We start from the raw sequence: 22,901 nt of genomic DNA on the forward strand, positions 1-22,901 counted from the left end.
TCCCGCCGGCGCGACCTCACTGACCGAGGCCGACGACCCCGATCATCACCGGCACCAGTGCCACGATGAGGATGGCTCCGGCGATGTCGAAGGAGAATCCGGTGCGGATCATCCTCGTGATCGGCACGGCTCCGGTGCCGTAGACGATCGCGTTCTGCGGCGTCGAGACCGGGAGCATGAAACCGAATGACGCTGCGAAGGTCGCAGCCATCGCCGGCACGAACGGATCGATGCCCGCCGCCTGGCACAGCGGGATGACGATCGGCACGATCACGGCCGCCGCTGCGGTGTTCGACGTCGTCTCCGAGATGAGGATCGCCAGCACAACAGACACTGCGGTGATGGCGAGCAGACTCGTCACGCCCAGACCGTCAGCGAATCCGGTGCCGATCGTCTCGGCCAGACCGGTGTCGGCCAGCAGGGCTCCGAAGATGATGCCGCAGCCGAAGAGGATGATCGTGCCCCAGTCGATCTTCGCCGCCTGGGTCCAGGTCAGCGTGGGCTCGCGACGCTTCCAGTCGACGGGGAGGATGAAGAGCAGCGAGGCGCCGATGACGGCGACGATCCCTTCGTCGAGGCGGGAGTCGAGGAACTCGTAGATCGCCGAATCGGTGCCTGTGAACAGGGCAGCGAATGCCGGCAGTAGCCACAGCACCACTGTGACTCCGAAAGCGAAGAGGGTGTTCTTCTCCGCACGGGACACGGGACCGAGGTCGGCGAGCTCCTTCTTCACATACTCTTCGACTCCTTCGATCTTCCGGATCTCCGGCTTGTTGAGCAGGAACAGCACGACGGCGAGGATGATGAACATCGCCACGCAGATCGGCAGGGCCACAGCCATCCACTGGCCGAAGGAGATCTTCGTCCCCGTCGCCTCCTCGATGAGTCCGCGTCCGATGAGGTTCGGAGGCGAACCGACGGGAGTGAGCAGCCCGCCGACGCTCGCACCGTAGGCCAGCATGAGCAGCAGTGCCGCACCGACGCGGAGCCGCAGCGGGTCGAAGTCCTTCTTCACGATGCCGCGCTCCTGCATGAGCTCGGCGATCACGGCGAGGATGCCCAACGCCGTGGGCATGAGCATCGCCACAGTCGCCGTGTTCGACACGAAGGCGGAGAGCACACAGGTGATGAGGCCGAAGGCGAGGATCACGCGGTAGACCGACTTCCCGACACCGGGCAGTGCGAGAACGGTCAATGCCAGCCTTTGGGCGATTCCGTGGTGGAGCATCGCTTGGGCGAGGATGAACGCACCGATGAAGGTGAAGATCGTCGAAGAGCCGAAGGGCCCGACCGCATCTGCGGCCGGCACGATCCCGAGGACGACGACTGCGCCGACACCGATGAGACCGCCGATGGGGATCGGCACCGGTTCGGTGATCCAGAGGACGATGACGCCGAGGAGGATCGCCGCCAGCATGTGCTGCTGATAGCTCAGCCCCATCGGGATGAGTGCGAAGACGATCGTCACAAGCGGAGCAAGGATGAAACCCGAAGTCATCCGAGCCCGTTCGAACTTCTCCTCCCGCGGAGAGAGCTTCTGCTCGCTCAGACTTCGGAATGTCTTGCCGCCCAGCAGGGCCTCACGCACATCGGTCATCAGCCCTGACGCACCGTTGCTGCCGTATTTCTGCGAAGTACTCACCGTCATTGGTCCTTTCATCGCCGTCGTTTCAGCCTGACGGACCGGGCTCGAATAGTCCAAGGCTATTTTTCGATGCAATCGATAGTCTTGACCTATGGATATTCGTCAGATCCGCCATTTCCTCGCCGTCGTCGACACCGGCAGCTTCACGAAAGCTGCGGAGTCACTCCTCGTCGCGCAGCCCTCTCTGTCGCAGACGATCAAAGGGCTCGAACGGGAGCTCGGTGTGACACTCTTCCACCGGGTCGGACGTCGCATCACGCTCAGCGAAGCGGGCAGGGAACTCGAGGGACCGGCCAGGCTCGTCATCCGCGACCTCGAGACGGCGGAAGCGCACGTGCGAGGCCTGCGCGGACTGCGGTCGGGTCGGATCCAGATCGCGGCGATGCCCACCCCGAGCATCGAGCCGCTGACGTCTCTGCTGTCGACTTTCACGCGTGAACACCCACAGGTCTCGTTCGATCTCAACGGCACGTTCACCGTCGACGAGACGGTTGAAGCCGTCCGCTACGGTCGCGCCGAGATCGGATTCCTCGGCGGACGCGGCCCTCTGCTGGTCAGCGACCTTCAGGTCGTCCCGTTGGCGGACCAGCCCCTCATGCTCGCCACCGGCCCGTCCATGTCCGCTTCATTCGATGCCGAGGCGTTCACCCCGGAATCCCTCGCCGGCACACGACTCATCGTCTCCCACAGGGGCTCGCTCATGCGCGCGTACGTCGACGAGCTCATCGGGCGCGGCATCGATATCGACATCGTCGCCGAGGTGACTCACCGCAATTCGATCCTCCCCCTCGTCAGGGCCGGCATCGGCCAAGCGGTGCTGCCCGCCTCCTGGCAGAGCTTTGCCGCCGAAGGCCAGGTGCGCCTGGCCCCGATCTCCGGCGCACCGTCTCTGCACGTCTCGGCCATCGCACGTCAAGAAGGTCTGACGCCCGCGGCAGCTCGACTGCTGCAGCTGGCGATCGATCTTCAGCTATAGGCACCACCTATCTGAATCATCACAATCCGATCTTGGACTTATCAACGGATCGAGTGCTCAATGGAGTCAGAGCGATACGCCCGGGCGCCGCAGGCGCCACGAGCTCTCCACTCCCTTCGACCAAGGACGAAAGAATCATGACGGAATCACAGACCTTCTCGATCGCCTCCATCCCCGGTGACGGCATCGGCGGCGAGGTCGTCGCCGCCGGACTGCGCGTGCTCGACACCATCGCCAAACAGTCCGAAGGGACAGTCGAGTTCGAGGTCACCGAGTATCCCTGGAGCTCGGAGTACTACCTGAAGAACGGCCGGTACATCCCCGAAGGCGGACTCGAGGAACTCGAGAAGCACGACGCCATCTACTTCGGTGCGGTCGGTTCGGCCGACGTCCCTGACCACACCAGCCTGTGGGGGCTGCGTCTGGCGATCACACAGCCCTTCGACCAGTGGGCGAACATCCGCCCCGTCACTTTCCTGCCCGGCGTCGAGTCCCCGCTGCGGAAGGCCGACGATACCGAGCTCGACTGGATCGTCGTCAGGGAGAACAGCGAAGGTGAGTACGCAGGGATGGGCGGCCGCAACCTCAGCGGACGCGGCCCCGGCAACGAGGTGGCGCTGCAGACCAGCCTGCACACGGAGAAGGGATGCGAACGGATCATCCGCTTCGCGTTCGATATCGCGCGCACTCGGGACGTGAAGAAGGTGTCCAGCGTGACGAAGTCGAACGCTCAGCAGTACGGAATGGTGCTGTGGGACGAAGTGTTCGTCCGTGTCGCCCAGGACTACCCCGATGTCGAGACCGAGAGCGTCCTCGTCGACGCGATGAGCGCGAAATTCGTCCTGCACCCGGAGCAGCTGTCCGTTGTCGTCGCATCCAATCTGCACGCCGACATCCTCTCGGATCTCGGTTCGGCGTTGGCCGGCAGCCTCGGCCTCGCAGCGAGCGCGAACCTCAACCCCGAGCGACGCTTCCCCTCGATGTTCGAACCTGTGCACGGCTCCGCCCCGGACATCGCCGGACAGGGAATTTCGAACCCGATCGGAGCGATCTCGTCGGCCGCACTCATGCTCGACCAGTTCGGACTGACAGCAGAGGCCGACCGCGTCCGCCGGGCCATCGAGAATGCCACCGGAGCCGGGATCCTGCCACGAGACTTGGGCGGCGAGTCGAATACCGTCGAGATGACCGAGGCGATCGTCGCTCAGCTCGAAGCCATCCACGCCGAGGATCTCACAGCCGTCTGAGCAGCGCCCGGCAGAGACCCGAATCCCACCGAGGCGGCCCTCCCTTCACCGGTCACCGACCCACACAGGGAGGGCCGCCTCAGTCGTGGGTGTGAGTCTCCTCGGCGGCGTCCTTCGCCCGATCGAACTGGAACGTCGAGTGTTCGATCGCGATCTTGTGGTGCTCCGTCAGGCATTCCTGCAGAGCCTTGAGGATGCGCGGAGCATGCCCGTCATAGAAGCATTCATCGGCGAGAACGACATGAGCGGTGAGCACCGGCAGGTTCGAGTCGATGCGGGTGATGTGGAGGTCGTGGACTTCCTGCACGTGTTCGACTGACTCGAGATGCTCGCGGACCTTGTCAAGGTCGAGTTCCTTCGGCGCCTCTTCGAGCAGGATCGATCCGGTCTCGCGCAGGATGGCGAACGCCCTGGGGACGATGAGCGCCGCGATGACCAGAGCAGCCACGGCGTCGGCCCGGTCCCAGCCGAAGAGCCAGATCGCCAGGGCGGCGAAGATCACGGCCACCGAGCCGAGCGCATCGGCGATGACCTCGAGGAATGCGGCCTTGAGATTGAGGGAGTCTTCCTTCGATGAGCTGAGGATGACGATGGAGACGAGGTTGCCGACGAGGCCGATGGCACCGAAGAGCAGCAGGCCCGGGCCGGGCACTTCCGGCGGGACGAAGAATCTCCGGATGCCTTCGATGAGGCTGTAGACGCCGAGCCCCAGCAGCAGGGTCGCCTGGGCGCCGGCCGCGAGTACTTCCGCCCGGCGGAACCCCCAGGTCTTCTGTCCGCCCGTCGGTTTGCTGATCAAGCTCGCCGCGAAGAGCGCGATGCCGATGCCGATGAGATCGACGGCGTTGTGGCCGGTGTCGATGAGCAGCGCAAGACTACCCGTGACCACCGAACCGATGAGCTGAAACACGAAGATCGTCGCGACGATACCGAAGACGATCCGCAGCTGCCGCCGCGAACCTGAACCATGCGCATGATCGTGAGCCATTGATACCTCCTCGATTCAACACATTAACATATGCACATTTGTTTATGCATCTGACCGACCTCCACGAAAGAAGCGGCCGCCGAGGATGTCCTCGACGGCCGATTCCTGCGTGAGCTGGGCGCCCCTCACCTGGGGCGGCGGTCAGCCCTGGGAGCCCTTGCCGTCGTCGTCCTGTTCGTCGCCCGGATCGTTACTGTCGGGGATGCCTGCCGCATCCGCCCCGGACGCGCCTGAACCGCTCTCGTCGAGGCGACGCTTCGCCTCGTCGATATAGGCCTGCACATCGAAGCCGGTGGCCTTCTTCACCTCGTCGCCGATCCGGTCGAGGTCGACGCCGCTGTCATCGAGGAAAGCCTTCGGGTCGAATCCCGTGCCTGTCGATCGCGGACCGGCAGCCGCGTCGTCTGCGACGACCCCGTCGACGATCTCGTCCGAGGCGCGGTCCGCCCCAGATGAACCATCGGGAGCAGTCCCGCCAGAACCACCGGCCCCGCCGTTTCCACCGGGCTCGCCCGAACCATCACCACTCGAGCCGGCTCCGCCGGAGCGCTTCGCCTTGGCCACGAGGTCGGTGAGGTCGACACCAGTCGTTCCGCGCACAACCTCGAGGACCTGCGAGAGGTTGTTCGACACGGAGTTCGCGAGCTTCGACTCGCCATCGGTGGACACGATGGAGAGATCCTTGATGTTCGCATACGGCGCCACGAGCTCCCCGGCGACCGAGGGCAGCACCTCGAGCACCTTCGACAGCACGGCCGCGTCGTTGAACTGCTTGTAGGCCTCGGCCTGTGCACGCAGCGCCTCGGCTTCGGCTTCACCGCGGGCACGAATCGCATCGGCCTCGGCTTCACCTTCGAGGCGGATGGCCTCGGCGTCCTTCGACCGACGGTGGAGTTCGGCGGCGGCCTCGGCCCGGCCCTGCGCCTCGATCTCATAGGCACGGGCATCGGCCGCGGCCTGCTGCCGGTAGCGTTCGGCGTCGGCCGGGCGGCGCACTTCGGCGTCGAGCTGTTCGGCACGCAGCTCCGCGGCTTCCTTCGCCACGATCCGATCCTTTTCGAGCAGCTTCTGCTTCTCGGCCGCCGCGGCCAACGGACCGGCGTTGTCTGCCGTGGCCTGCCGCTGATCGGCCTCTTCCTTCAGCGCGGCCCGGCGCAGGGCCAGCTGCTGCTGCTGTTCGGCGATCGCCTGATCGGTGAGCGCCTGCTGCTTCTGGGTCTCTTCGTTCTGCTGCGCCTGCTCGACGGCCGAGGCACGGCCGGCGTTCGCCTCGGCGATGGCTGCGTTCTTCGCCACCTCGGCGGCCTGCGGACGACCCCAGTCGCGCAGGTAGCTGCCTTCGTCCTCGACGGCCGAGATCTGGAACGTGTCGATGATGAGGCCCTGATTGTTCATCGAGTGCGCGGACTCTTCCTGCACCTGCGCGGCGAAGGAAGCACGGTCCTGGATGATCTGCTCGACGGTGAGCGTGCCGACCACTGCGCGCAGGGTACCCGAGAGGATCTCCTTCGAGTAGTGGTCGATCTGGTCCTGCTGATCGAGGAAACGCTGCGCGGCCTTGCGCACATCGTCCTCGGTGCCGCCGACCTTGACCTGGGCGACGCCGCGCAGACGCAGGGCGATGCCGTTGATGGAGATGCCGTCGATCTCGACGGAGATCTGCCGCGAGGACAGTGAAAGGATGAACGCCTTCTGCACGATCGGGTAGACGACCGAGCGGCCCCCGATGACGATGCGCCCGGTTCCCGACGCGCCCGAGGCGTTCCGGCCGGTGATGATGAGCGCCTCGGACGGTGAAGCGATCTTGTAGGAGCGCAGGATCACGAACAGGGCGATCAGAATGATGAGGACGAGGACGCCGATTCCTCCGGCGCCTAAGAGCAGGTCCATCAGTGGGCCTTTCATCGCGGTGGGGTGTGCCGACCGACCGATCGCCGGCCGATCCCTTCCATCCTATGCGAGCGCTCTGACACGCGACAGGGCAGAATCTCGCCGAGGCGGCCGTCCCGACCGTCACCCGCGCGGTGGAAGTCCGCCCTCACCCCGCCGCGGCAGTGATCAGGTTCACTTGCCCCAATCGCCGGGAGGGCCTGCCAGGAGCAGCCCCGAGAAGACGAGGATGACGAAGACGATGCCCAGCCCGATGGCCAGCCAGGGCGAACGGATGCACCACGAGGTGAGCTTCTCGAACCAGGTCTGCGGGGTGCGGCCGTTGCGGCCCAGACCCCAGTCGCCTTCGAGAGATCCGGTCTTCTCGACGGAACGCTCGAAGGGAATCGTGGCGTAGGGAATGATCGCCGATCCGAGACCCGTGGCGATGCGACGCTTGCTCCACTGCTGCGAGGTGCCGACGCCGATGACGGCGATGACGAAGCAGATGAAGATGAAGCCGTGGATGCCTCCGCCGATCCGCACCCCCACCTCGGTGGTGTGGGTGACGTGTTTGAGGAACATGCCGATGAGCAGCAGAGTCCAGGTGACGGTCTCGGCGATGGCGAAGAAGGTGAAGAAACGTTTGGGAGTCACAGAAGACCATTGTGCCCGGACAAGGTGAACGCCCCCTGAGGAGCGCCGCCAGGTGAGTCGCTCGATCTCAGATCTGGTTCAGGGCAGACTCAGCTGCGTCATCGGCGCCGGATTCGAACCGCGGCCATCGTCATCATCGCGGACGAGAACGGCCCGACGCGGGCCGGCGACCGTCTCCAGTCACCGGCCCACGTCGGGCCGTCCGTGCCGTTCAGGGCACGTTGTCTCGGATGCCGCTCAGCTGCGGCGGCGGCGTGAACCCAGCGTCATCGCCAGACCGAGCACGATGAGCGCTCCGGCCGAGAGGATCAGCGGCAGGGCTTCGTTACCGGTGCGCGGCAGATCTCCTCCGCCGCCACCGTTGCCGCCGCCACCGGCACCCGGCCCGTCACCCTCGGCGACGACCTCGAAGGATCCGGTCAGCGGATTCCCGCCTTCACAGTCGACCGTGACGTCGTAGGTTCCGATGTAGCTGTCAACCATCGACGCATCGAGCCCGCGGACTCCGAATCGAGCGGTGCCGTCGGCGCCGACCTCGGCAGTCTGTTCGAACTTCTCGATCTTCCCGTTGTTCGGGGTCACCGTCATCGTCGCGGTGGAGTCGGCGGTGCAGCCGGTGACCGCGACCTGGACTCCCTTCTCGCTGACGAAGTCCGGCGCCTCGATCGTCTTCGGATCGATGCTCAGAGCCCGCTCATCAGGAGCCTCGGTCGGCGTCTCCGTGGGCGGATCAGTGGGATCCGTGGGCGGAGTCGTCGGATCGGTGGGAGGATCCGTCGGCGCGTCGGTGAGGTCATAGGCCAACGTGTGGACAGCGAAGCCGATGGCGGGAGCGAAGATGTCGATGGATTCCTTGCTCACGTTCTCGATCGTGTCCGTGGACTGGTGGTAGTTCGTGTCATGCTTCTCACCGACGGTGCCGCCGAACATCTCGGCTTCCTCGGCGGTCTTCGTACCGTCGGCGCCGGAGAACAGGCCGCTGGCCGGGATGCCGTTGTCGATAAACGCCTGATAGTCCGAGCGCCCGGAGAAATCGGTGCCGACGTTGGGCTGGTCGATATCGGCGAAGTAGTCGGTGAAGACCTTCTCGAGTTCGGCCGAGCCTTCGGGGACGTTGACGCCGTCGGGAATCGGCACATCTGAGCCATCCGAGTCGAGTGTGCCGACGATGTAGTTGTCGGACCCGATCATGTCGAAGTTCATGTACGACTTGATCTTGCCCAGCTCGGCATCGTCGAGGCTCTCCACGTAGTGTGTCGAACCGACGAGTCCCTCTTCCTCGGCTCCCCACCAACCGAAGCGGATGGCGTTGTCGACATCGGTCGGCTGTTTCGCGAGCGCCTCGGCGGAAGCGAGAAGCGCCGCAGATCCCGAACCGTTGTCGTTGACGCCGGGACCTTCGGCCACGCCGTCGAGGTGGGCGCCGAACATCTGGACGTTGTCGTGGTCGCCGGCCTTGGTCTCGGCGATGACGTTCCATGTCGTCGAGGTCACATACTCGGTCTCGAGCGTGAAATCGGCCGTGAGCACGGCGGCCGCTGCGGCATCGTTGCCGGCCTCAGCTTCGTCGCCCGTCGTTTCGTCTGCGTCGTCGGCTCCATTCGCCTCGCCTCCACCGGCGAGGCCGCTGCCGGCCTCGGTGCCGGCGTTCTCAGTCGCACCCTCGGCCTCCGCTGCGTCCTCGACCTTGGAAAGGAGATCCTGGCCGACCTTGTAGGTCACCGTCACGGTCGGGGTGCCATTCTCAATCCGCTCACCGAGGGTGGCGTTGAGCTCCTCGTCGGGATTGTCGGCGTCATTATTGTAGATGATGAGCGCGGCGGCACCGGCATCGGTGGCGGCCTGCGCCTTCTCACCGAACGAGCACTCTCCGCGGGAGGCGAGGACGAGCGCGCCTTCAGCAGACTCATCGTAATCATCGGCAGAGCAGCCGAGCTGCCCGCCCGCAAGGTCGCTGTTGTCATCATCGACCGGCAGGACCACGGGTATGCCAGTCAGCGGTTCTTCGGTCGCCTCGGTGTAGCTTGCGGTGTTGACATCGACCTTCTCGCCGTCGACGACAACCTCGACCGTGCCGTCCTTCTGCTGTTCGTGCTCGAAGGCCTGACGCTTCACATCGAAGGCACCGGTCGCCTCGAGGGTGGATTCGACGTATTCCACGGCTTCTTCGTAGCCGGGCGTGCCCAGCGCGCGGAATCCTTCATCCGCATGCGAGGTGGAGATGTCGGAGATCTTCTGCAGATGTTCCATCACGGCGTCGCCGTTGACGCCCATATCGGTGTGTTCAGTCGGCCCCGCGGTGCCCGCTGCCAGTGCCGGGCTCACCCCGCCGAGGACCAGTCCGGCCGTGGCGGTGACCGCCAGCCAGCTCTTCGTGCGCAACTTCATGGAGTTCCTTTCGCTCCTTTGTCTGTGTCCAGAGGAATCGCACATGACGGCGCACCGGAAGCGACCGCCAGGGTATGGCTCCTCGGCCATACCGGTGTCGGCCTCTCTACGGCTGCACTTGCGGGGAAGCTCGATTCTGACGCTTCGCCATGATTCGTCGTTGGTAACGAATCACATGCTTCTATAACGAAACGGTGACACAACTCACATTGGTCATTAATCTAACGCACCCCAGCGGGCTTTAATGTTACGAATTGATAACAACCGGTCACTGATTGATTTCGCACGCGCGGACTGTCTGCGGTTCACATGCGGATTCTCTGCGGCGACTGCGGCCGCACCACCGGTCACTCCCGCGACGCCCCGGCCTCACCTGCTGCCTGCCCGCGCATCGCACCGCGCAACCCGGCCCGTCTTCTCAGCCCCCTCACGGCCGCCCGTGCCGGAATCAGACCGCACGACTAGACTTGGACCAGTGACGACCAATGACTCCGCAGGAGGGACTCCGCCCGCCTCCCCCGACCGGCGGACCATTCGCCGCTGGCAGCGCTACCTCGCCAACGAGCGGCTCGAGGAACGGGTGTATCGCAACCTCGCCGAACGCCGCAAGGGCGAAGACCGCGAGATCCTGCTCAGCCTCGCCGCAGCGGAATCCCGGCATCAGGAGCATTGGATCTCCCTCCTCGGCGAACACGCCCAGAAGCGCCGCTCCGCCGATCTCGTCACCCGCTGCCTGGCGTTCCTCGGCCGCATGTTCGGCTCCGTGTTCGTCCTCGCCCTGGCTCAACAATCCGAGACGAGCTCGCCGTACGACGAAGACGAAGCCGCCTCGGCCGAGATGGCCGCCGATGAACGCATCCACGCCGAGGTGGTCCGTGCCCTGGCCGCCCGTTCCCGCGCCCGCCTGTCGGGAAACTTCCGTGCCGCCGTCTTCGGCGCCAACGACGGCTTGGTCTCGAACCTCGCCCTCGTCCTCGGTGTCGGCGCGGCTGGAGTCTCGAACACCGTCATCCTGCTCACCGGCGTGTCCGGACTGCTCGCCGGAGCCCTGTCGATGGGAGCCGGCGAATACATCTCGGTGCGCTCCCAGCGCGAACTCCTCGACGCCTCCACTCCGGATCCCGAGTCCCGGCACGCTCTGGCCGACCTCAACATCGACGCCAACGAGCTCGCTCTCGTCTTCCGCGCCCGCGGAATGAAAGCCCGCGAAGCCGAGGCCCGCGCCAACCGCACGATCGCCGCGGCGAAGAACAAACAGGCACCGAGGCTGCCGAACCTCGACTCCGAAGTCGACCGCGACGAACTGGGCACCGGCCTCGGCGCCGCCCTTTCAAGCTTCTGCTTCTTCTCCTCCGGCGCGCTCATCCCGATCCTGCCCTACATCTTCGGCATGTCCGGACTGCCCGCCGTATTCCTGTCCGCCGGCCTCGTCGGCATCGCACTGCTGTTCACCGGCGGTATCGTCGGCCTGCTCTCCGGCAAATCGCCCGGCCCCCGCGCCCTGCGCCAACTCGGCATCGGCTTCGGCGCCGCTGCCGTGACCTACGCCCTCGGCCTGCTCTTCGGAGGTACCGCATGACCGATCCGCTCATCCTCGTCAACCCCGCCACCGGCACGTTCGAACTCACCGACCTGCGTTCCGCCCAACTGCCCGTCACGGACCTCTCCGCTCATCGCGGGGACGGGATCTTCGAAACCGTACTGGTGAGCGTGGGTGCGCACGGTGCCACCGTGGTGTCACGGGAACGGCACTTCACCCGGTTCCGCGCATCCGCCTCGGCGCTGAATCTGCCCGATCCCGACCAAGGACTGTGGGATCGGGTCATCGATTCCCTCATCGCCGAGGTGGCCGCCGCCGATCCCGAGAATGTCGAGTTCGGGATCCGCTACGCTCTCTCCCGCGGGGAGCAGGATGCGAACGGCGCATTACGGGGCCGCGGGTGGGCCTTTCCCGTGCCCGTGGACGACCACATCCGTACAGCTCGGGAGCAAGGTGTCACCGCCGTCAGCCTCGACCGCGGATTCGACGCCTATATCGGCAGTAAGGCACCGTGGCTGCTCATCGGCGCGAAGACTCTGTCCTATGCGGTCAATCAGGCCGCCGGCCGCTATGCCGCGGCCAACGACGCCGATGAGGCGCTTTTCGTCTCCCATGACGGAATCGTGCTCGAAGGACCGACCGCGAATCTCATCATCCGCCGAGGCGACCACCTGCTCACTCCGAATCCGGAGGCGGGCCTGCTGTCGGGAACGACGCAGCGCCTCATCTTCGATCATGCGGAGGAACTGGGCCTGAGCGCCGAATATGCCGACCTGAGCCTCGACGACGTCAAGGCGGCGGATGGGGCTTGGTACGTCTCGTCGATGCGCACGGCGGTAGCGCTGCGCGAACTCGACGGGAACGCGATCTCAGTCGATCAGACTCTGACTGACAGGTTCCAGGAGATCATCCGCGGACGGTGAGGCCGTGGGAGCCGCCGGCTCCGAGCGGCGGCAGGCGCCTTCGGGGATACGCCGCCCCGGGGTGGCCGGACTCTGGGCGCCTTCGGGGATGCGCTGCCCCGAGCCCTCAGGCTCGGGGCAGAGCGTCGGCGGGTTTCGCCGAGGGGAGAGTGAAGGCGAGAACGAGCCCGAGGATGCAGGCGGCGCAGCTGATCAGCCACACCGGCCAGAAGACGCCGGACATTCCCGGCAGCAGCGCAAGCAGGAATCCGAGGGCGCCACAGACGAACAGTCCGGTGACGACGCGCGTCTTCCACTTCCTCAGCATCGTGTGCCTTTCTCTTCACGTTTCGACCCAGACCTTCCCTTGCCCGATCGAAGCGTGCTCTCACGCTATCTCCCCCGGTCTGCCCGGCACATCCCCCAAAAGTATGAAATGAGCGAACTTTCTCGACCTCGTTCAATCTCGGGTGGCCTCGCGCGCATCGTCCTGCGTTAGTGTTGACTTCGACGGAATACGTTCCCGCGTCTCGTCAGAGTCGTGGGACTCAATGTTCAAAGGAAAGGACACGAGCATGGGAAAGCTCGCTTGGCAGATCATCGGCGTGGGAGCGCCTATCGCAGCTGCATTCGTCGCTCGCAAGACCCTGACCTTCGCGTGGGAGAAGTCGACGAAGCGCCCGGCGCCGTCGAACCCCGTCGATGACGAGATCTCGATGTCCGAGGCCCTGGCCTGGACGATCGTCTCCGGTGTCGGTGTGGCCGTGGCTCAGCTCGTGGTTCAGCGCATCGCCGCGAACACCGTGCGCAACAACTTCGGCGATGAGGCCCTGCCGAAGAAGTTCCGCAAGCAGATCGAAGAGGTCACTGACTGATCTTCCGCTGACCTTCTGCTGCTTCTGCAGCAGCGAAGCGGCCCGCGAAGCTCGTGCTTCGCGGGCCGTCTGCTTCCCTGGCGAAATCTGCCGGTTGAGCCCGGCCCGCCAGCAAACGCGAGTCAGAAATTCATACGCCCTGATCAAGATCACTGCGTATGAACTTTGAGGCCGCTCATCCACACCTAGGTCCGACGCGGTCGAGGATCTCGGCGAGGATCGATGCCTCAACCTGCCCCGGCGCCGAAGCCTGACCGATCTGCGCGAATGTGGCGCAGCTGCCGAAGTCGGCGCCCATGATCCGGCTCGTCCGGCCCAACGATCCCATAGAGATTCCGAGCACGGGAACCGGCAGCGAGGCATCCGCCGCGGCAGTCGCCTCCAGGAGACGCAGAACATCGGCCGGCGCCTGCGGCATCATCGCCACCTTGGCCACATCAGCACCGGCCTCACCCATCGCAGCGAACGTCTTCAGCAGGCGCTCGGGTGAGTCCGTGGACTCGAAATTGTGGTGCGAAGCGACGACGGGCACGCCGGCCTCCCGCGCCGAGGCGATGAGGGAGCCCGATTCGGCCCGGTCGATCTCGACGTCGACGGCGACGGGAACGCCCCTTGATGCGCTGCCGGGAACGCCCGAGGCGGCGGTGCCGGTGGGACCGGTGCCGGCAGCAGTTCCGGCGTCCGCCTCGACGTCGGCGACCCCGGCGATGAGTTCCCGCACCACCTCGGCGTAGTCGTCCTCGGTGATCTCCACCTGCCCGCCCTCGAATCCGGTGCGGACGGTCAGCAGGATCGGCAACCCCGCTGTGAGTGCACTCGGAAGCAGACGAAGGGCCGCCTCGGCGAGGCTGTGCACACTCGTGCGCACCCCACCCTGCGCAGGACCGGAGGCGACGAGGAGCAGCGGATCGATGCGCCATTCGACGGCGTCGACGATTCCGGTCGCGGCGGCCGCGGCGCATTCGGCAGTGAGCTCATCTGCATCGATTGCCTGTGTCGGCACGATGACGGCAGGTCGCCCAGGATTGCGCACCGCGGGCGATCCTGCGGCAGGATTGAGGAACGGCAAGGATTTCATTTCTCAAGCGTAGGCGGTGACCAGGCGCGCGCGGGCAGGAGGACACGGGTGGAGACGATGCAGGTGGACAGGATCAGCGCACGCGATGGCTTCCCCCTCGAGGTCCAGGTCAGCGGGCCGGAGGACGCTCCTGCACTGCTCCTCCTGCAGGGCCAGTCGAATTCGCACGAGTGGTGGGACGATCTGCGCGGGGACTTCGAACCGGACTTCCGCACGATCACGTTCGACTATCGCGGAACGGGCGGCAGCCGGGGTGAGCTAGGGGAACTGTCGACAGCGAGCTTCGCCGAAGATGCCGTGGACGTGCTCGACCACCTCGGCGCGGATCGGGCCGCGATCTACGGCACGTCCATGGGCGGGCGGATCTCGCAGATGCTGGCACTCAACTATCCGGAGCGGGTGAGCGCTCTGGTCCTCGGGTGCACCTCGCCCGGCGGGCCGCATGCCGTCAAGCGTCCGCGTGAGGTCGGCCAAGCTCTGGCGAGGCTGCGTGGTGACGAGCACACGCAGTACCTCTTCGACCTCTTCTACACCCCCGAATGGACGGTATCGGCGGAGTACAGCAAGATGCTCGGCGACGACACGATGACGGCGGCCGAGTCATCCGCCCATCTGCGCGTGAGCGCCAATCACAATGCCTGGGACCGGCTGCCCGAGATCTCCGCCCCGACGCTGATCATGCACGGCGATGCCGATCGGATGAACCCGGTCGGGAACGCCCGCATCCTCCACGAGCGCATCCCCGGATCTCAGCTGCTGATTCTGCCGGAAGGCCGACACGGATTCTTCGAAGAATTCGCCGAGGTGGTCACTCCGGCCGTGGTCCGATTCCTCACGGAATCGCTGCAGAATTCCTGAAGGCAGGAATTCCGGAGGCAAGGCCGCCTACTGCATCAAAATCCCATATCCGTTATCAAATCCATTAACGGCATACCTACATGCTCCAATCGATGATTATAACAATCAAGTAACGCACGAACATCTGTTTGCCCAGGTCAGAGCGCTAGTCAAGGGCGACGCGCCGCATAATCCCAACAAGATCTCTACCGAAAACCCTGAACAAAACTACAATGGTGGATCAGATATCCGTGTGCGGTGAGGCGCGTGCGCAATTGAGCTATTCGGATCTGATCTGCGAGCACCGAACCGTGCAAACGGGGGTGAAGCCTCTCGTTCTTGCGGACTGCCAAGAATGCAAGGAGGAAGCACGTGAGCGTTGTCAAAGCGTCACACGTCTACAAAGTTTTCGGAAAGCGCGAAAACGAAGTCGTCAAACGACTTGAAGAGGGCGCCGACCGAGATGATCTGACAAAACTCGGAACCGCCGCCGTCATCGATGCGAGCTTCGAAGTCGAGGCCGGCGAGATCTTCGTCGTCATGGGCCTGTCAGGCTCGGGCAAGTCGACCCTGATCCGCACTCTCAACGGACTCTGGGCACCCACCGCCGGATCCGTCGAGGTGCTGGGCACCGACATCGCGAAGATCGATCCGGCCGCACTGCGCAAGGTCCGCAGCGAACACATCTCGATGGTGTTCCAGCACTTCGCACTGCTCCCGCACCGCACCGTCCGCGACAACGCCGCCTATGCGCTCGAGATCCGCGGAGTCGCGAAGGCGGAGCGGGACAAGGCCGCCGACCGTTGGCTCAAGGCCGTCGGCCTCGAAGGCTGGGGCGACAAGTTCCCCGAGCAGCTCTCCGGCGGTATGCAGCAGCGCGTCGGCCTGGCCCGCGCGCTGGCGGCAGAGACCGACATCCTCCTCATGGACGAAGCCTTCTCCGCCCTCGACCCGCTGATCCGGCGCGAGATGCAGGAACAGCTCGTCGAACTGCAGCGGGAGCTGAAGAAGACCATCATCTTCATCACCCACGACCTCAATGAGGCGATGTTCCTCGGTGACCGGATCGCGGTGATGCGCAACGGACGCATCGTCCAGGTCGGCACCCCGGAGGACATCCTCACCGACCCGGCCAACGACTACGTGGCACAGTTCGTCCACGACGTCGACCGGGCCCGCGTGCTGACTGCCAACAACGTCATGGAGAAGGCTCGGCAGACCGTGAGCAATCAGAACGGTCCCCGAGTTGCACTGCGCACCATGCGCGACAACGGCGCCTCAGGCGTGTACGTCACGGACAGGGACAGGAAGTTCCTCGGCCTCGTCAGCGACCGCGACTGCATCGAACACATCCGGACAGGTGCCACGACTCTCGACGAGATCATCAAACCGGTCGCCCACCCCGCATCTCCGGACGACCTGCTCATCGATCTCTTCCTCCCGACCGCGGAGATGCCTCTGCCGGTGCCCGTCACCGACGCGGACGGCGAGCTCGTCGGCGTCGTCCCCCGAGCCACCCTGCTCGCCGCGCTCGGCACGCAGAACGGCAACGACGAGGCCTCGACGGAAGCCGCTGTCGAAGACTGGCCCGAACCGGTCGACACCGGAATCATCGACCAGGTTCTCGCCGAAGGTGATGATGCCGTCGCACCGCAGGCCACCGGTGAAAGGAGTGAGCGCTGATGGAGAACATCCGTATTCCGATCGGAGCCTGGGTCGACACCGTATTCGACTGGCTCAAAGACAACATCGCGTGGTTCTTCGACGCCGTCACCTGGCTGTTCAACTTCCTCATCGAAGTCCTCACCGACGTGCTCGTCGACCTCCATCCGCTCGTCATCATCATTCTGCTGGCGCTCATCGGTTGGATCTTCCGCTCGTGGCAGATGGCCGTGGGCACACTCATCACCCTGTTCTTCATCATGACGATGGATCAGTGGGTGGCCGCGATGCAGACCCTGGCGCTGATCATCATCGCCGCTGTCATCGCCATCATCATCGCCATCCCGGTCGGAATCCTGGCCGCACGCAGCAACAGAGCCTCGGCGGTCATCAAACCGATCCTCGACTTCATGCAGACGATGCCGGCCTTCGTCTACCTCATCCCGGCGGTCACCTTCTTCGGCATCGGCGTCGTTCCCGGCCTCGTGGCCACGGTGATCTTCGCTCTGCCCCCGGGTGTGCGGTTCACCGAGCTCGGCATCCGCGGGGTCGATTCGGAGACGGTCGAAGCCGGACAGTCCTTCGGTGCGACTCCCGGCCAGATCCTCCGCGGAGTCCAGCTGCCCTTGGCCACGCCGACGATCATGGCCGGCATCAACCAGGTCATCATGCTCGCACTGGCGATGGCCGTCATCGCAGGCATGGTCGGCGCCGACGGACTCGGAAAGAACGTCGTCGAAGCGATCGCCACCCAGAACCTGCCGCTCGGTGTCGAAGCCGGACTCGGCGTGGTGATCATCGCGGTCTACCTCGATCGCGTCACCGCAGCCCTGGGCAATGCGAAGGACTACCCGCACTCGCTCGTGGCGGGAATGCGTCGTCGCAGCGCGAAGAACAAAGCGGCCGCGGCAGCGGCCTGAGTCAATCGACCACACAGTCTTAAATAGTCGATCACTAGAGAAAAGGAACACACAATGAAGAGAAGATTCCTCACCCCGATCGTCGCTGCAGTCGCAGCCCTCGGCCTTGCCCTGACCGGTTGCTCGCAGGAAGCGGCGAAGGACGACGGCGGAAGCGGCGGCGACAAGGGTGACATCACACTCGGCTATGTCACCGGCTGGACCGACGGCCAGAGCATTTCGCTCCTGCTCGAAGACCAGCTGGGCAAGATGGGCTACAACGTCAAGACCGAGACCTTCAACGACGCAGCCGTCCTGTACGCCGGTGTCGCCAACGGCGATATCGACATGTATCCGTCTTCGTGGCCCGAGGTCACACATAAGCAGTACGTGGACAAGTACGGTGACGAGCTCGAAGATCTCGGCGCCTACTACGACAATGCCGTCCTCACGATCGCCGTCCCGAAGTACATGAAGGACATCAACTCGATCGAGGACCTCAAGGGCAAGGGCAAGGACTTCGGCGGAGAGATCATCGGAATCGAGCCCGGTGCCGGTCTGACCAAGGCCACTAAGGCGATGATTCCGGAATACGGTCTCGACGGCGAATACGAACTCGTCACCTCCTCGACCGCTGCCATGCTCACCGAGCTCGGCAATGCGACCGATGCGAAGAAGGACATAGTCGTCACCCTGTGGCGTCCGTTCTGGGCCAATAACGAGTACCCGGTCAAGGACCTCGAGGACCCGAAGGGTGCGATGGGAGACCCCGAGAAACTCCACTTCACCGCGACCAAGGGCTTCGGCGAAGAGTTCTCCGACGCTGCTGACTACGTCGGGAAGATCAAGATGGATGACAAGCAGTACGGAGACCTCGAGGACCTGGTCGTCAACAAGTACAAGGATGATGGCAAAAAGGCCATCGCCGAGTGGCTGAAGGCCAACCCCGACGCCTACGAAGGTGAGCTGCCGGACGAGAAGTGATCCTGACGCCGCGGCAGCAGCCGCACTGAGGACGACATCGTCGGCTCAGCTGCGGGCTTCCCCATTGACCGACGTGCGGTCATGAATATGCTGTGCCCTCTCGACTCGGACGAGTCGGGAGGGCACAGCCGTATGAGTAGACTCGGCTGAGAATCGCCGTTGACACCGTTTTCGGTGTGCCGGCCCGGACGGAGGACATCCCATGACGACCGATTCGGCAACCGTCGACACTTTCGTCGGCCCCCTCACTGTGACAAGCGACGGCCGGTCCGTCGTCCGACTCGAATGGCACATTTCCGCCGAGGCGACCGACGCCGCCGATCCGATCCCCACCGAGGCGGCCGCCGCCTCGGACCCGACCCTCGTCGAGGCGGTCGCCCAGTTGCGAGCGTACTTCGACGGCCGCCTCGGCGATTTCGACCTGCCCGTGGACTTCGGTCAGATCTCGGACGTCGCGAGGACCGTTTTGACGACCTTGGCCGAAGAGGTCCCGGCAGGGACCACGGTCACCTACGGACAGCTCGCCGAAGCCAGCGGAACCGGGATTCCGGCGCGTGCCGTCGGCGGGATCATGGGACTCAATCCAATCCCGATCATCGCCCCCTGCCATCGTGTTGTCGCCGGTGACGGGCTCGGCGGGTATTCGGGCGGGCTGCCCGGGCACGAGCTCGAGACCAAGCGACGCCTCCTCGAGTTCGAAGACGCCCTGCCGCAGCCCCTGTTCTGACGCTGACGCCGCCGAAGCGTTCTTGGCCCGCGTCTGGCTCGCTTCGGTACCGCGTCGGGCTCGCTTCGGTCCCGCACCGGGCTCGTTTTGGTCCCGTTCCGTGCCGGTAGTCTGCCGCATTCAGCTGTCCGCCGGGCGGAGCTCTCCGGACACCGGTCGGGGGTCACGGCAGATCTGGAGGACGCCACTGGAAGTTACGCGAATAATGTGATTACATTGCCGTACCAACTTTTGTGATCACAAATGATCCTGCATTCACATGTTCCTGCTCGGACGATCGGAATTGCCAGAGTCGGCGGTTTCACCGCGCTCGAGCAGCCACCACGAAGAGGAAACTGATGAAGTCACGCACACTCACCTCCGTTGTCGCCGCCTGCGCGACGCTGGGCCTCGCCCTGACCGGGTGCTCGCAGGAGGCCGGTAAGGACTCCGGCTCCGACGGCGACAAGGGCACAATCAAGATCGGCTACATCTCTTCGTGGTCCGACAGCCGCAGCACCGCGTTCCTGCTCGAGGACCAGCTCGAGAAGCTGGGATACGAGCCCGAGCTGGAGACGATCTCCGAGGCCGCGATCCTCTATGCGGGAGTGGCGAACGGCGACATCGACATCTACCCCTCCGCCTGGCCGGAGAAGACCCACAAGCAGTACATGGATGAGTACGGCGACAAGATCGAGGACATCAGCACCTATTACGACAAGGCGCAGAACACGATCGTCGTGCCCGACTATGTCGACATCGATTCGATGGATGAACTCAAAGACAATGCCGACGAGTTCGACGGCAAGATCGTCGGCATCGAGCCCGGGGCCGGTCTCACCAAGGTGACGAAGGATTCGATGATGCCTGCCTACGACCTCGAGAAGGACTTCGAACTCGTCACCTCCTCGACCCCGGCCATGCTCACCGAGCTGGGCAATGCCATCGAGGCGCAGGACGGCATCGTCGTCACCCTGTGGCGTCCGTTCTGGGCGAACAACGCCTACGACGTCAAGGAGCTCAAGGATCCGAAGAACGCCATGGGCGATCCGGAGAAGATGCACTTCCTCGGCACCGAGGGCTTCAGCGACGAGTTCCCTGAGGCGTCGGAGCTCATCAAGGGGATCAAGCTCGACGACAAGACGTACGGAGAGCTCGAGGACCTCATCGTCAACGAATACAAAGAGGGCCAGGAAGGTGACGCCGTCGACCAGTGGATCAAGGACAATCCGAAGGCCTTCGACTCCGAGATCACCGACTGAGCCGCTGCGCGAACATACGGTGCGGCCGCCGCCCCCGCTTCTGCGGGTCCGGCGGCCGCGCCGCTTTCTCAGCCGTCGAACAATTCCTGCCCGACGTACCCGTCCTCGGTCGCTCCGGGCGGGATCGCCCACACGGTCGACCCGATCGGGGTCGTCCATTCGTTGAGCAGGTCCACCTCGGCGAGGCGGCGCTGGATCGGCAGGAACTGCCGTTCGATATCGGCCTGGAAAGACGCGAACAACAGTCCCGAATCCCCACCCGCACCGGTCTCGTAGTTGAACGTGCGCCGGTGGATCTGCACCTCCGGGCCCAGTCCGTCGCGGGCCCGGGCGATATGCGCGACCTGTGAGATCTTCGTCAGTCCGCGCTGATCGACGGCGGTGAAGTCCGGGACGTCGAACTCGTCCTCACCCGACAGCGGTGCCCCGGTGCCCATGGTCCGCCCGACCGCGAACTCCCGTGCCGGTCGGTCGGCCTGATCCCAGGTGTCGAGGTTCATCGCGATATCGCGCAGAACCAGCGTCGTTCCCCCGCGCATCCACACCGGCAGATGCGCACCGAGGTCGGCCGGCGGCTCCCCGCGGGCGGAGAACACCGGGTTCGCGGTCTCGGTGGCCTGCCCCCAGATGATCCGCGCGAAGTCCTCGGATCCGGGTCCCGGATTCGCCGTGCCGTCGAGCTGACCGAAGAGGTTCCGCTGAGTCTTCCCCTCCCCCGCGCTGCCGTAGGCACGTCGGAATCCGTCCCGCTGCCAGGCCACCTCGGCGAACGATCGCGAATCCTTGAACAGCATGCGCCTGGCATGTGCCAAGGTCAGCGGGTCGTCGCCGCAGATCTGCAGGAGCAGGTCGCCCTTGCAGCGGCCCCGATCGAGGCGATCGATCGAGAAGGCCTCCAAGGGCTTCAGCCAATCCGGGACGTGCTCCCTTCCAGCCAGCGCCACCAGCTCGGATCCGAACCCGAAGGTCACCGTCAGTCGGGCAGGGTCGACGGCGAGCTCGGATTCGGAGTCGGCCAACGGGGCCTGCCCCTGCGTCAGCGCGGCTGCATCCGCGGTGAGCAGCCGCAGCCAGCGCACCGCTTCGGCGGCCTTGATCCCGGGCCCCAGCGTGAACGCGATGAAGTGCGCGAAGGCCTGCGGCGGGGTCTCGACCCCGGATTGATGAGCGCCGTAGAACGGCTCGGTCTGCGGCCCGTTCGCGCCATCCAGATCTCGCCGAGGCGGCCCACCGTCACCGGCGCTCGTGCCCTGTGATCTGGGACCGCGGCCGAGCGCAAATCCGGCCGTGGCACCGACGACACCTGCACCGCCGGCCGCGGCCGCCGAGGTCAGGAGACCTCGGCGGCTGAAGCCGGTGCGACCGGGCTCAGTGGTCACTGTGGTCTCCGTGATCGGAGTCCTCGTGCTCTTCGCTGTCGGCGCCGATGTGTTTGCCCTCGTCGCCGTGCTCACCATGGTCGCCGTGGTCGTCGCTGGAACCTTCGGCCTCACCGGGCGCGTAGTCTTCCTGGGCTCCGGAGTACTCCTTGGCCACGGCCGTGACCTCGACGGTCTCGTCATCGGCGGTGACGAGATCGAGCTTGATCTGCTCGCCCGGCTTGATCGCCTTCTTCAGTCCCATGATCATGATGTGATCGCCTCCGGGCTCGAGGCGGAGGCTCTCCCCGGCCGGGATGGTGAAGCCGCCCTTCTTCTCCTGCATGGACATTCCGCCCGAGCTGTCGCCTACGGTTTCGTGGAGTTCCACCATCTCCGCGTCCGCGTATTTCGCCTCGACGAGGTTGATGTCGGCGTCGGTGTTGTTCTTCAGCTCCCCGAAGACCGCGGTCATTCCGTCGTCGGCGGCCTTGACCCATGCGCCGTCGAAGCTGAGCGCTTCGGCGTCGACCGCGCTTTCCGAGGATTCCGCCGAGGTGGAGCTGCCGCCGTCGGTCTGTGTCGAACCGGCGGCCTTGCTGTCGTCTTGGCCGCAGCCTGCCAGGCCGATGGCGACGGCGATGGGCAGGGCAAGGGCCAGGGTGATGTTCTTTCGCATGATGTCTGCACTTTCGTCATTCAGGTGCTGTCGAGCACATGTCGGCGCGCGCCGCGGTCACCTGTTGGCACAGGCAGTCCCGCGTGTCCCCCACCGTCAGACGACGAGGATCTTCGGTCGCAGAGTCTCTGCTGCCCGAAGCTGCGGGCGCTGAGCCGCATCGCGTTCATCCGCCTGTATGCAGGGAACGCGGCTGACCGGCAGCGCTTTCGTGAGCCTTTGCGTAGGTCACAGTTGCCTGCGCGCAGCTCGTGCGAGTGCAAGTGCGCAGGGCATGTGCTGGCCAGGGTGCGGGTACGTGTCTTCTGCGCGCAGTGGTGTGCGCGGACGTGTTCGACTGTCACCGAGG

General features: G+C 64.9%; 20 protein-coding genes. 11 read left to right on the top strand and 9 right to left on the bottom strand.

The window, feature by feature from the left end:
* Nucleotides 1-16: 16 nt before the first annotated feature.
* Complete coding sequence (locus HIM68_RS10700) at nucleotides 17-1,642, bottom strand: DASS family sodium-coupled anion symporter (protein ID WP_367647508.1); 1,626 nt, start codon at nucleotides 1,640-1,642, stop codon at nucleotides 17-19.
* 94 nt (nucleotides 1,643-1,736) lie between these two features.
* Here HIM68_RS10700 and HIM68_RS10705 point away from each other — a divergent pair, with 94 nt between their 5' ends.
* Both HIM68_RS10705 and HIM68_RS10710 read left to right on the top strand, forming a co-directional pair.
* A complete protein-coding gene (locus HIM68_RS10705) occupies nucleotides 1,737-2,621 on the top strand; it encodes a LysR family transcriptional regulator (RefSeq protein ID WP_172172002.1) in 885 nt (294 codons plus the stop codon).
* 137 nt (nucleotides 2,622-2,758) lie between these two features.
* A complete protein-coding gene (locus HIM68_RS10710; RefSeq protein WP_172172004.1) occupies nucleotides 2,759-3,868 on the top strand; it encodes a tartrate dehydrogenase in 1,110 nt (369 codons plus the stop codon).
* 79 nt (nucleotides 3,869-3,947) lie between these two features.
* Here the strand turns inward: HIM68_RS10710 and HIM68_RS10715 are convergent, their stop codons facing one another.
* From HIM68_RS10715 to HIM68_RS10730, 4 genes are all read right to left on the bottom strand, one after another.
* On the bottom strand, nucleotides 3,948-4,856 hold the full coding sequence (locus tag HIM68_RS10715) for a cation diffusion facilitator family transporter (protein ID WP_139469005.1): 909 nt from the start codon (nucleotides 4,854-4,856) through the stop codon (nucleotides 3,948-3,950).
* A 141-nt stretch (nucleotides 4,857-4,997) separates the two neighbouring features.
* Entirely contained in the window at nucleotides 4,998-6,746 is a 1,749-nt protein-coding gene (locus tag HIM68_RS10720; protein ID WP_139909310.1) for a flotillin family protein, read from the bottom strand.
* A 174-nt stretch (nucleotides 6,747-6,920) separates the two neighbouring features.
* Nucleotides 6,921-7,382, bottom strand: a complete 462-nt coding sequence (locus HIM68_RS10725) for a DUF3817 domain-containing protein (protein ID WP_172172006.1) — start codon at nucleotides 7,380-7,382, stop codon at nucleotides 6,921-6,923.
* A 237-nt stretch (nucleotides 7,383-7,619) separates the two neighbouring features.
* Nucleotides 7,620-9,770 carry a M28 family peptidase gene (locus tag HIM68_RS10730; protein ID WP_172172008.1) on the bottom strand — a complete coding sequence of 717 codons (2,151 nt, stop codon included), beginning with the start codon at nucleotides 9,768-9,770 and terminating at the stop codon, nucleotides 7,620-7,622.
* Between the two features lie 475 nt (nucleotides 9,771-10,245).
* On the opposite strand from HIM68_RS10730, the gene HIM68_RS10735 reads away from it, so the two are divergent.
* Together HIM68_RS10735 and HIM68_RS10740 are read left to right on the top strand one after the other, a co-directional pair.
* A complete protein-coding gene (locus HIM68_RS10735) occupies nucleotides 10,246-11,349 on the top strand; it encodes a VIT1/CCC1 transporter family protein (RefSeq protein ID WP_172172010.1) in 1,104 nt (367 codons plus the stop codon).
* Nucleotides 11,346-12,233, top strand: coding sequence for an aminotransferase class IV (locus tag HIM68_RS10740; protein ID WP_172172012.1), 888 nt, complete (start codon nucleotides 11,346-11,348; stop codon nucleotides 12,231-12,233). Before HIM68_RS10735 ends, HIM68_RS10740 begins: the two co-directional genes overlap by 4 nt.
* Nucleotides 12,234-12,339: 106 nt before the next feature.
* Here HIM68_RS10740 and HIM68_RS10745 read toward each other — a convergent pair whose 3' ends face one another.
* Complete coding sequence (locus tag HIM68_RS10745) at nucleotides 12,340-12,540, bottom strand: hypothetical protein (RefSeq protein WP_139468999.1); 201 nt, start codon at nucleotides 12,538-12,540, stop codon at nucleotides 12,340-12,342.
* Nucleotides 12,541-12,787: 247 nt separating this feature from the next.
* Between HIM68_RS10745 and HIM68_RS10750 the strand changes: the two genes are divergently transcribed.
* Complete coding sequence (locus HIM68_RS10750; protein WP_092010107.1) at nucleotides 12,788-13,087, top strand: DUF4235 domain-containing protein; 300 nt, start codon at nucleotides 12,788-12,790, stop codon at nucleotides 13,085-13,087.
* A 175-nt stretch (nucleotides 13,088-13,262) separates the two neighbouring features.
* Here HIM68_RS10750 and HIM68_RS10755 read toward each other — a convergent pair whose 3' ends face one another.
* Nucleotides 13,263-14,165 carry a type I 3-dehydroquinate dehydratase gene (locus HIM68_RS10755; protein ID WP_172172014.1) on the bottom strand — a complete coding sequence of 301 codons (903 nt, stop codon included), beginning with the start codon at nucleotides 14,163-14,165 and terminating at the stop codon, nucleotides 13,263-13,265.
* Between the two features lie 57 nt (nucleotides 14,166-14,222).
* Here HIM68_RS10755 and HIM68_RS10760 point away from each other — a divergent pair, with 57 nt between their 5' ends.
* The 6 genes from HIM68_RS10760 (at nucleotide 14,223) to HIM68_RS10785 (ending at nucleotide 20,515) form a co-directional block, all read left to right on the top strand.
* Nucleotides 14,223-15,023: an alpha/beta fold hydrolase gene (locus HIM68_RS10760; RefSeq protein ID WP_139469129.1), complete on the top strand. Its 801-nt coding sequence runs from the start codon at nucleotides 14,223-14,225 to the stop codon at nucleotides 15,021-15,023.
* Nucleotides 15,024-15,374: 351 nt separating this feature from the next.
* Nucleotides 15,375-16,685, top strand: a complete 1,311-nt coding sequence (locus HIM68_RS10765; RefSeq protein ID WP_139468997.1) for a glycine betaine/L-proline ABC transporter ATP-binding protein — start codon at nucleotides 15,375-15,377, stop codon at nucleotides 16,683-16,685.
* A complete protein-coding gene (locus HIM68_RS10770) occupies nucleotides 16,685-17,584 on the top strand; it encodes a proline/glycine betaine ABC transporter permease (protein ID WP_172172016.1) in 900 nt (299 codons plus the stop codon). Before HIM68_RS10765 ends, HIM68_RS10770 begins: the two co-directional genes overlap by 1 nt.
* Before the next feature lie 54 nt (nucleotides 17,585-17,638).
* Nucleotides 17,639-18,547 (top strand): glycine betaine ABC transporter substrate-binding protein, encoded by a 909-nt coding sequence (locus HIM68_RS10775; RefSeq protein WP_139468995.1) that lies wholly within the window; start codon nucleotides 17,639-17,641, stop codon nucleotides 18,545-18,547.
* 202 nt (nucleotides 18,548-18,749) lie between these two features.
* A complete protein-coding gene (locus HIM68_RS10780) occupies nucleotides 18,750-19,274 on the top strand; it encodes a methylated-DNA--[protein]-cysteine S-methyltransferase (protein WP_172172018.1) in 525 nt (174 codons plus the stop codon).
* Between the two features lie 338 nt (nucleotides 19,275-19,612).
* Nucleotides 19,613-20,515, top strand: a complete 903-nt coding sequence (locus HIM68_RS10785; protein ID WP_172172020.1) for a glycine betaine ABC transporter substrate-binding protein — start codon at nucleotides 19,613-19,615, stop codon at nucleotides 20,513-20,515.
* A gap of 68 nt (nucleotides 20,516-20,583) precedes the next feature.
* On the opposite strand, the gene HIM68_RS10790 is transcribed toward HIM68_RS10785, so the two are convergent.
* Together HIM68_RS10790 and HIM68_RS10795 are read right to left on the bottom strand one after the other, a co-directional pair.
* Nucleotides 20,584-21,894 carry a Dyp-type peroxidase gene (locus tag HIM68_RS10790; protein WP_367647510.1) on the bottom strand — a complete coding sequence of 437 codons (1,311 nt, stop codon included), beginning with the start codon at nucleotides 21,892-21,894 and terminating at the stop codon, nucleotides 20,584-20,586.
* Entirely contained in the window at nucleotides 21,884-22,552 is a 669-nt protein-coding gene (locus HIM68_RS10795; RefSeq protein ID WP_172172024.1) for a copper chaperone PCu(A)C, read from the bottom strand. Before HIM68_RS10795 ends, HIM68_RS10790 begins: the two co-directional genes overlap by 11 nt.
* Nucleotides 22,553-22,901 lie beyond the last annotated feature (349 nt).

This window comes from Brevibacterium sp. CT2-23B, assembly GCF_013168765.1.
Classification (GTDB): Bacteria; Actinomycetota; Actinomycetes; order Actinomycetales; family Brevibacteriaceae; genus Brevibacterium; species Brevibacterium sediminis.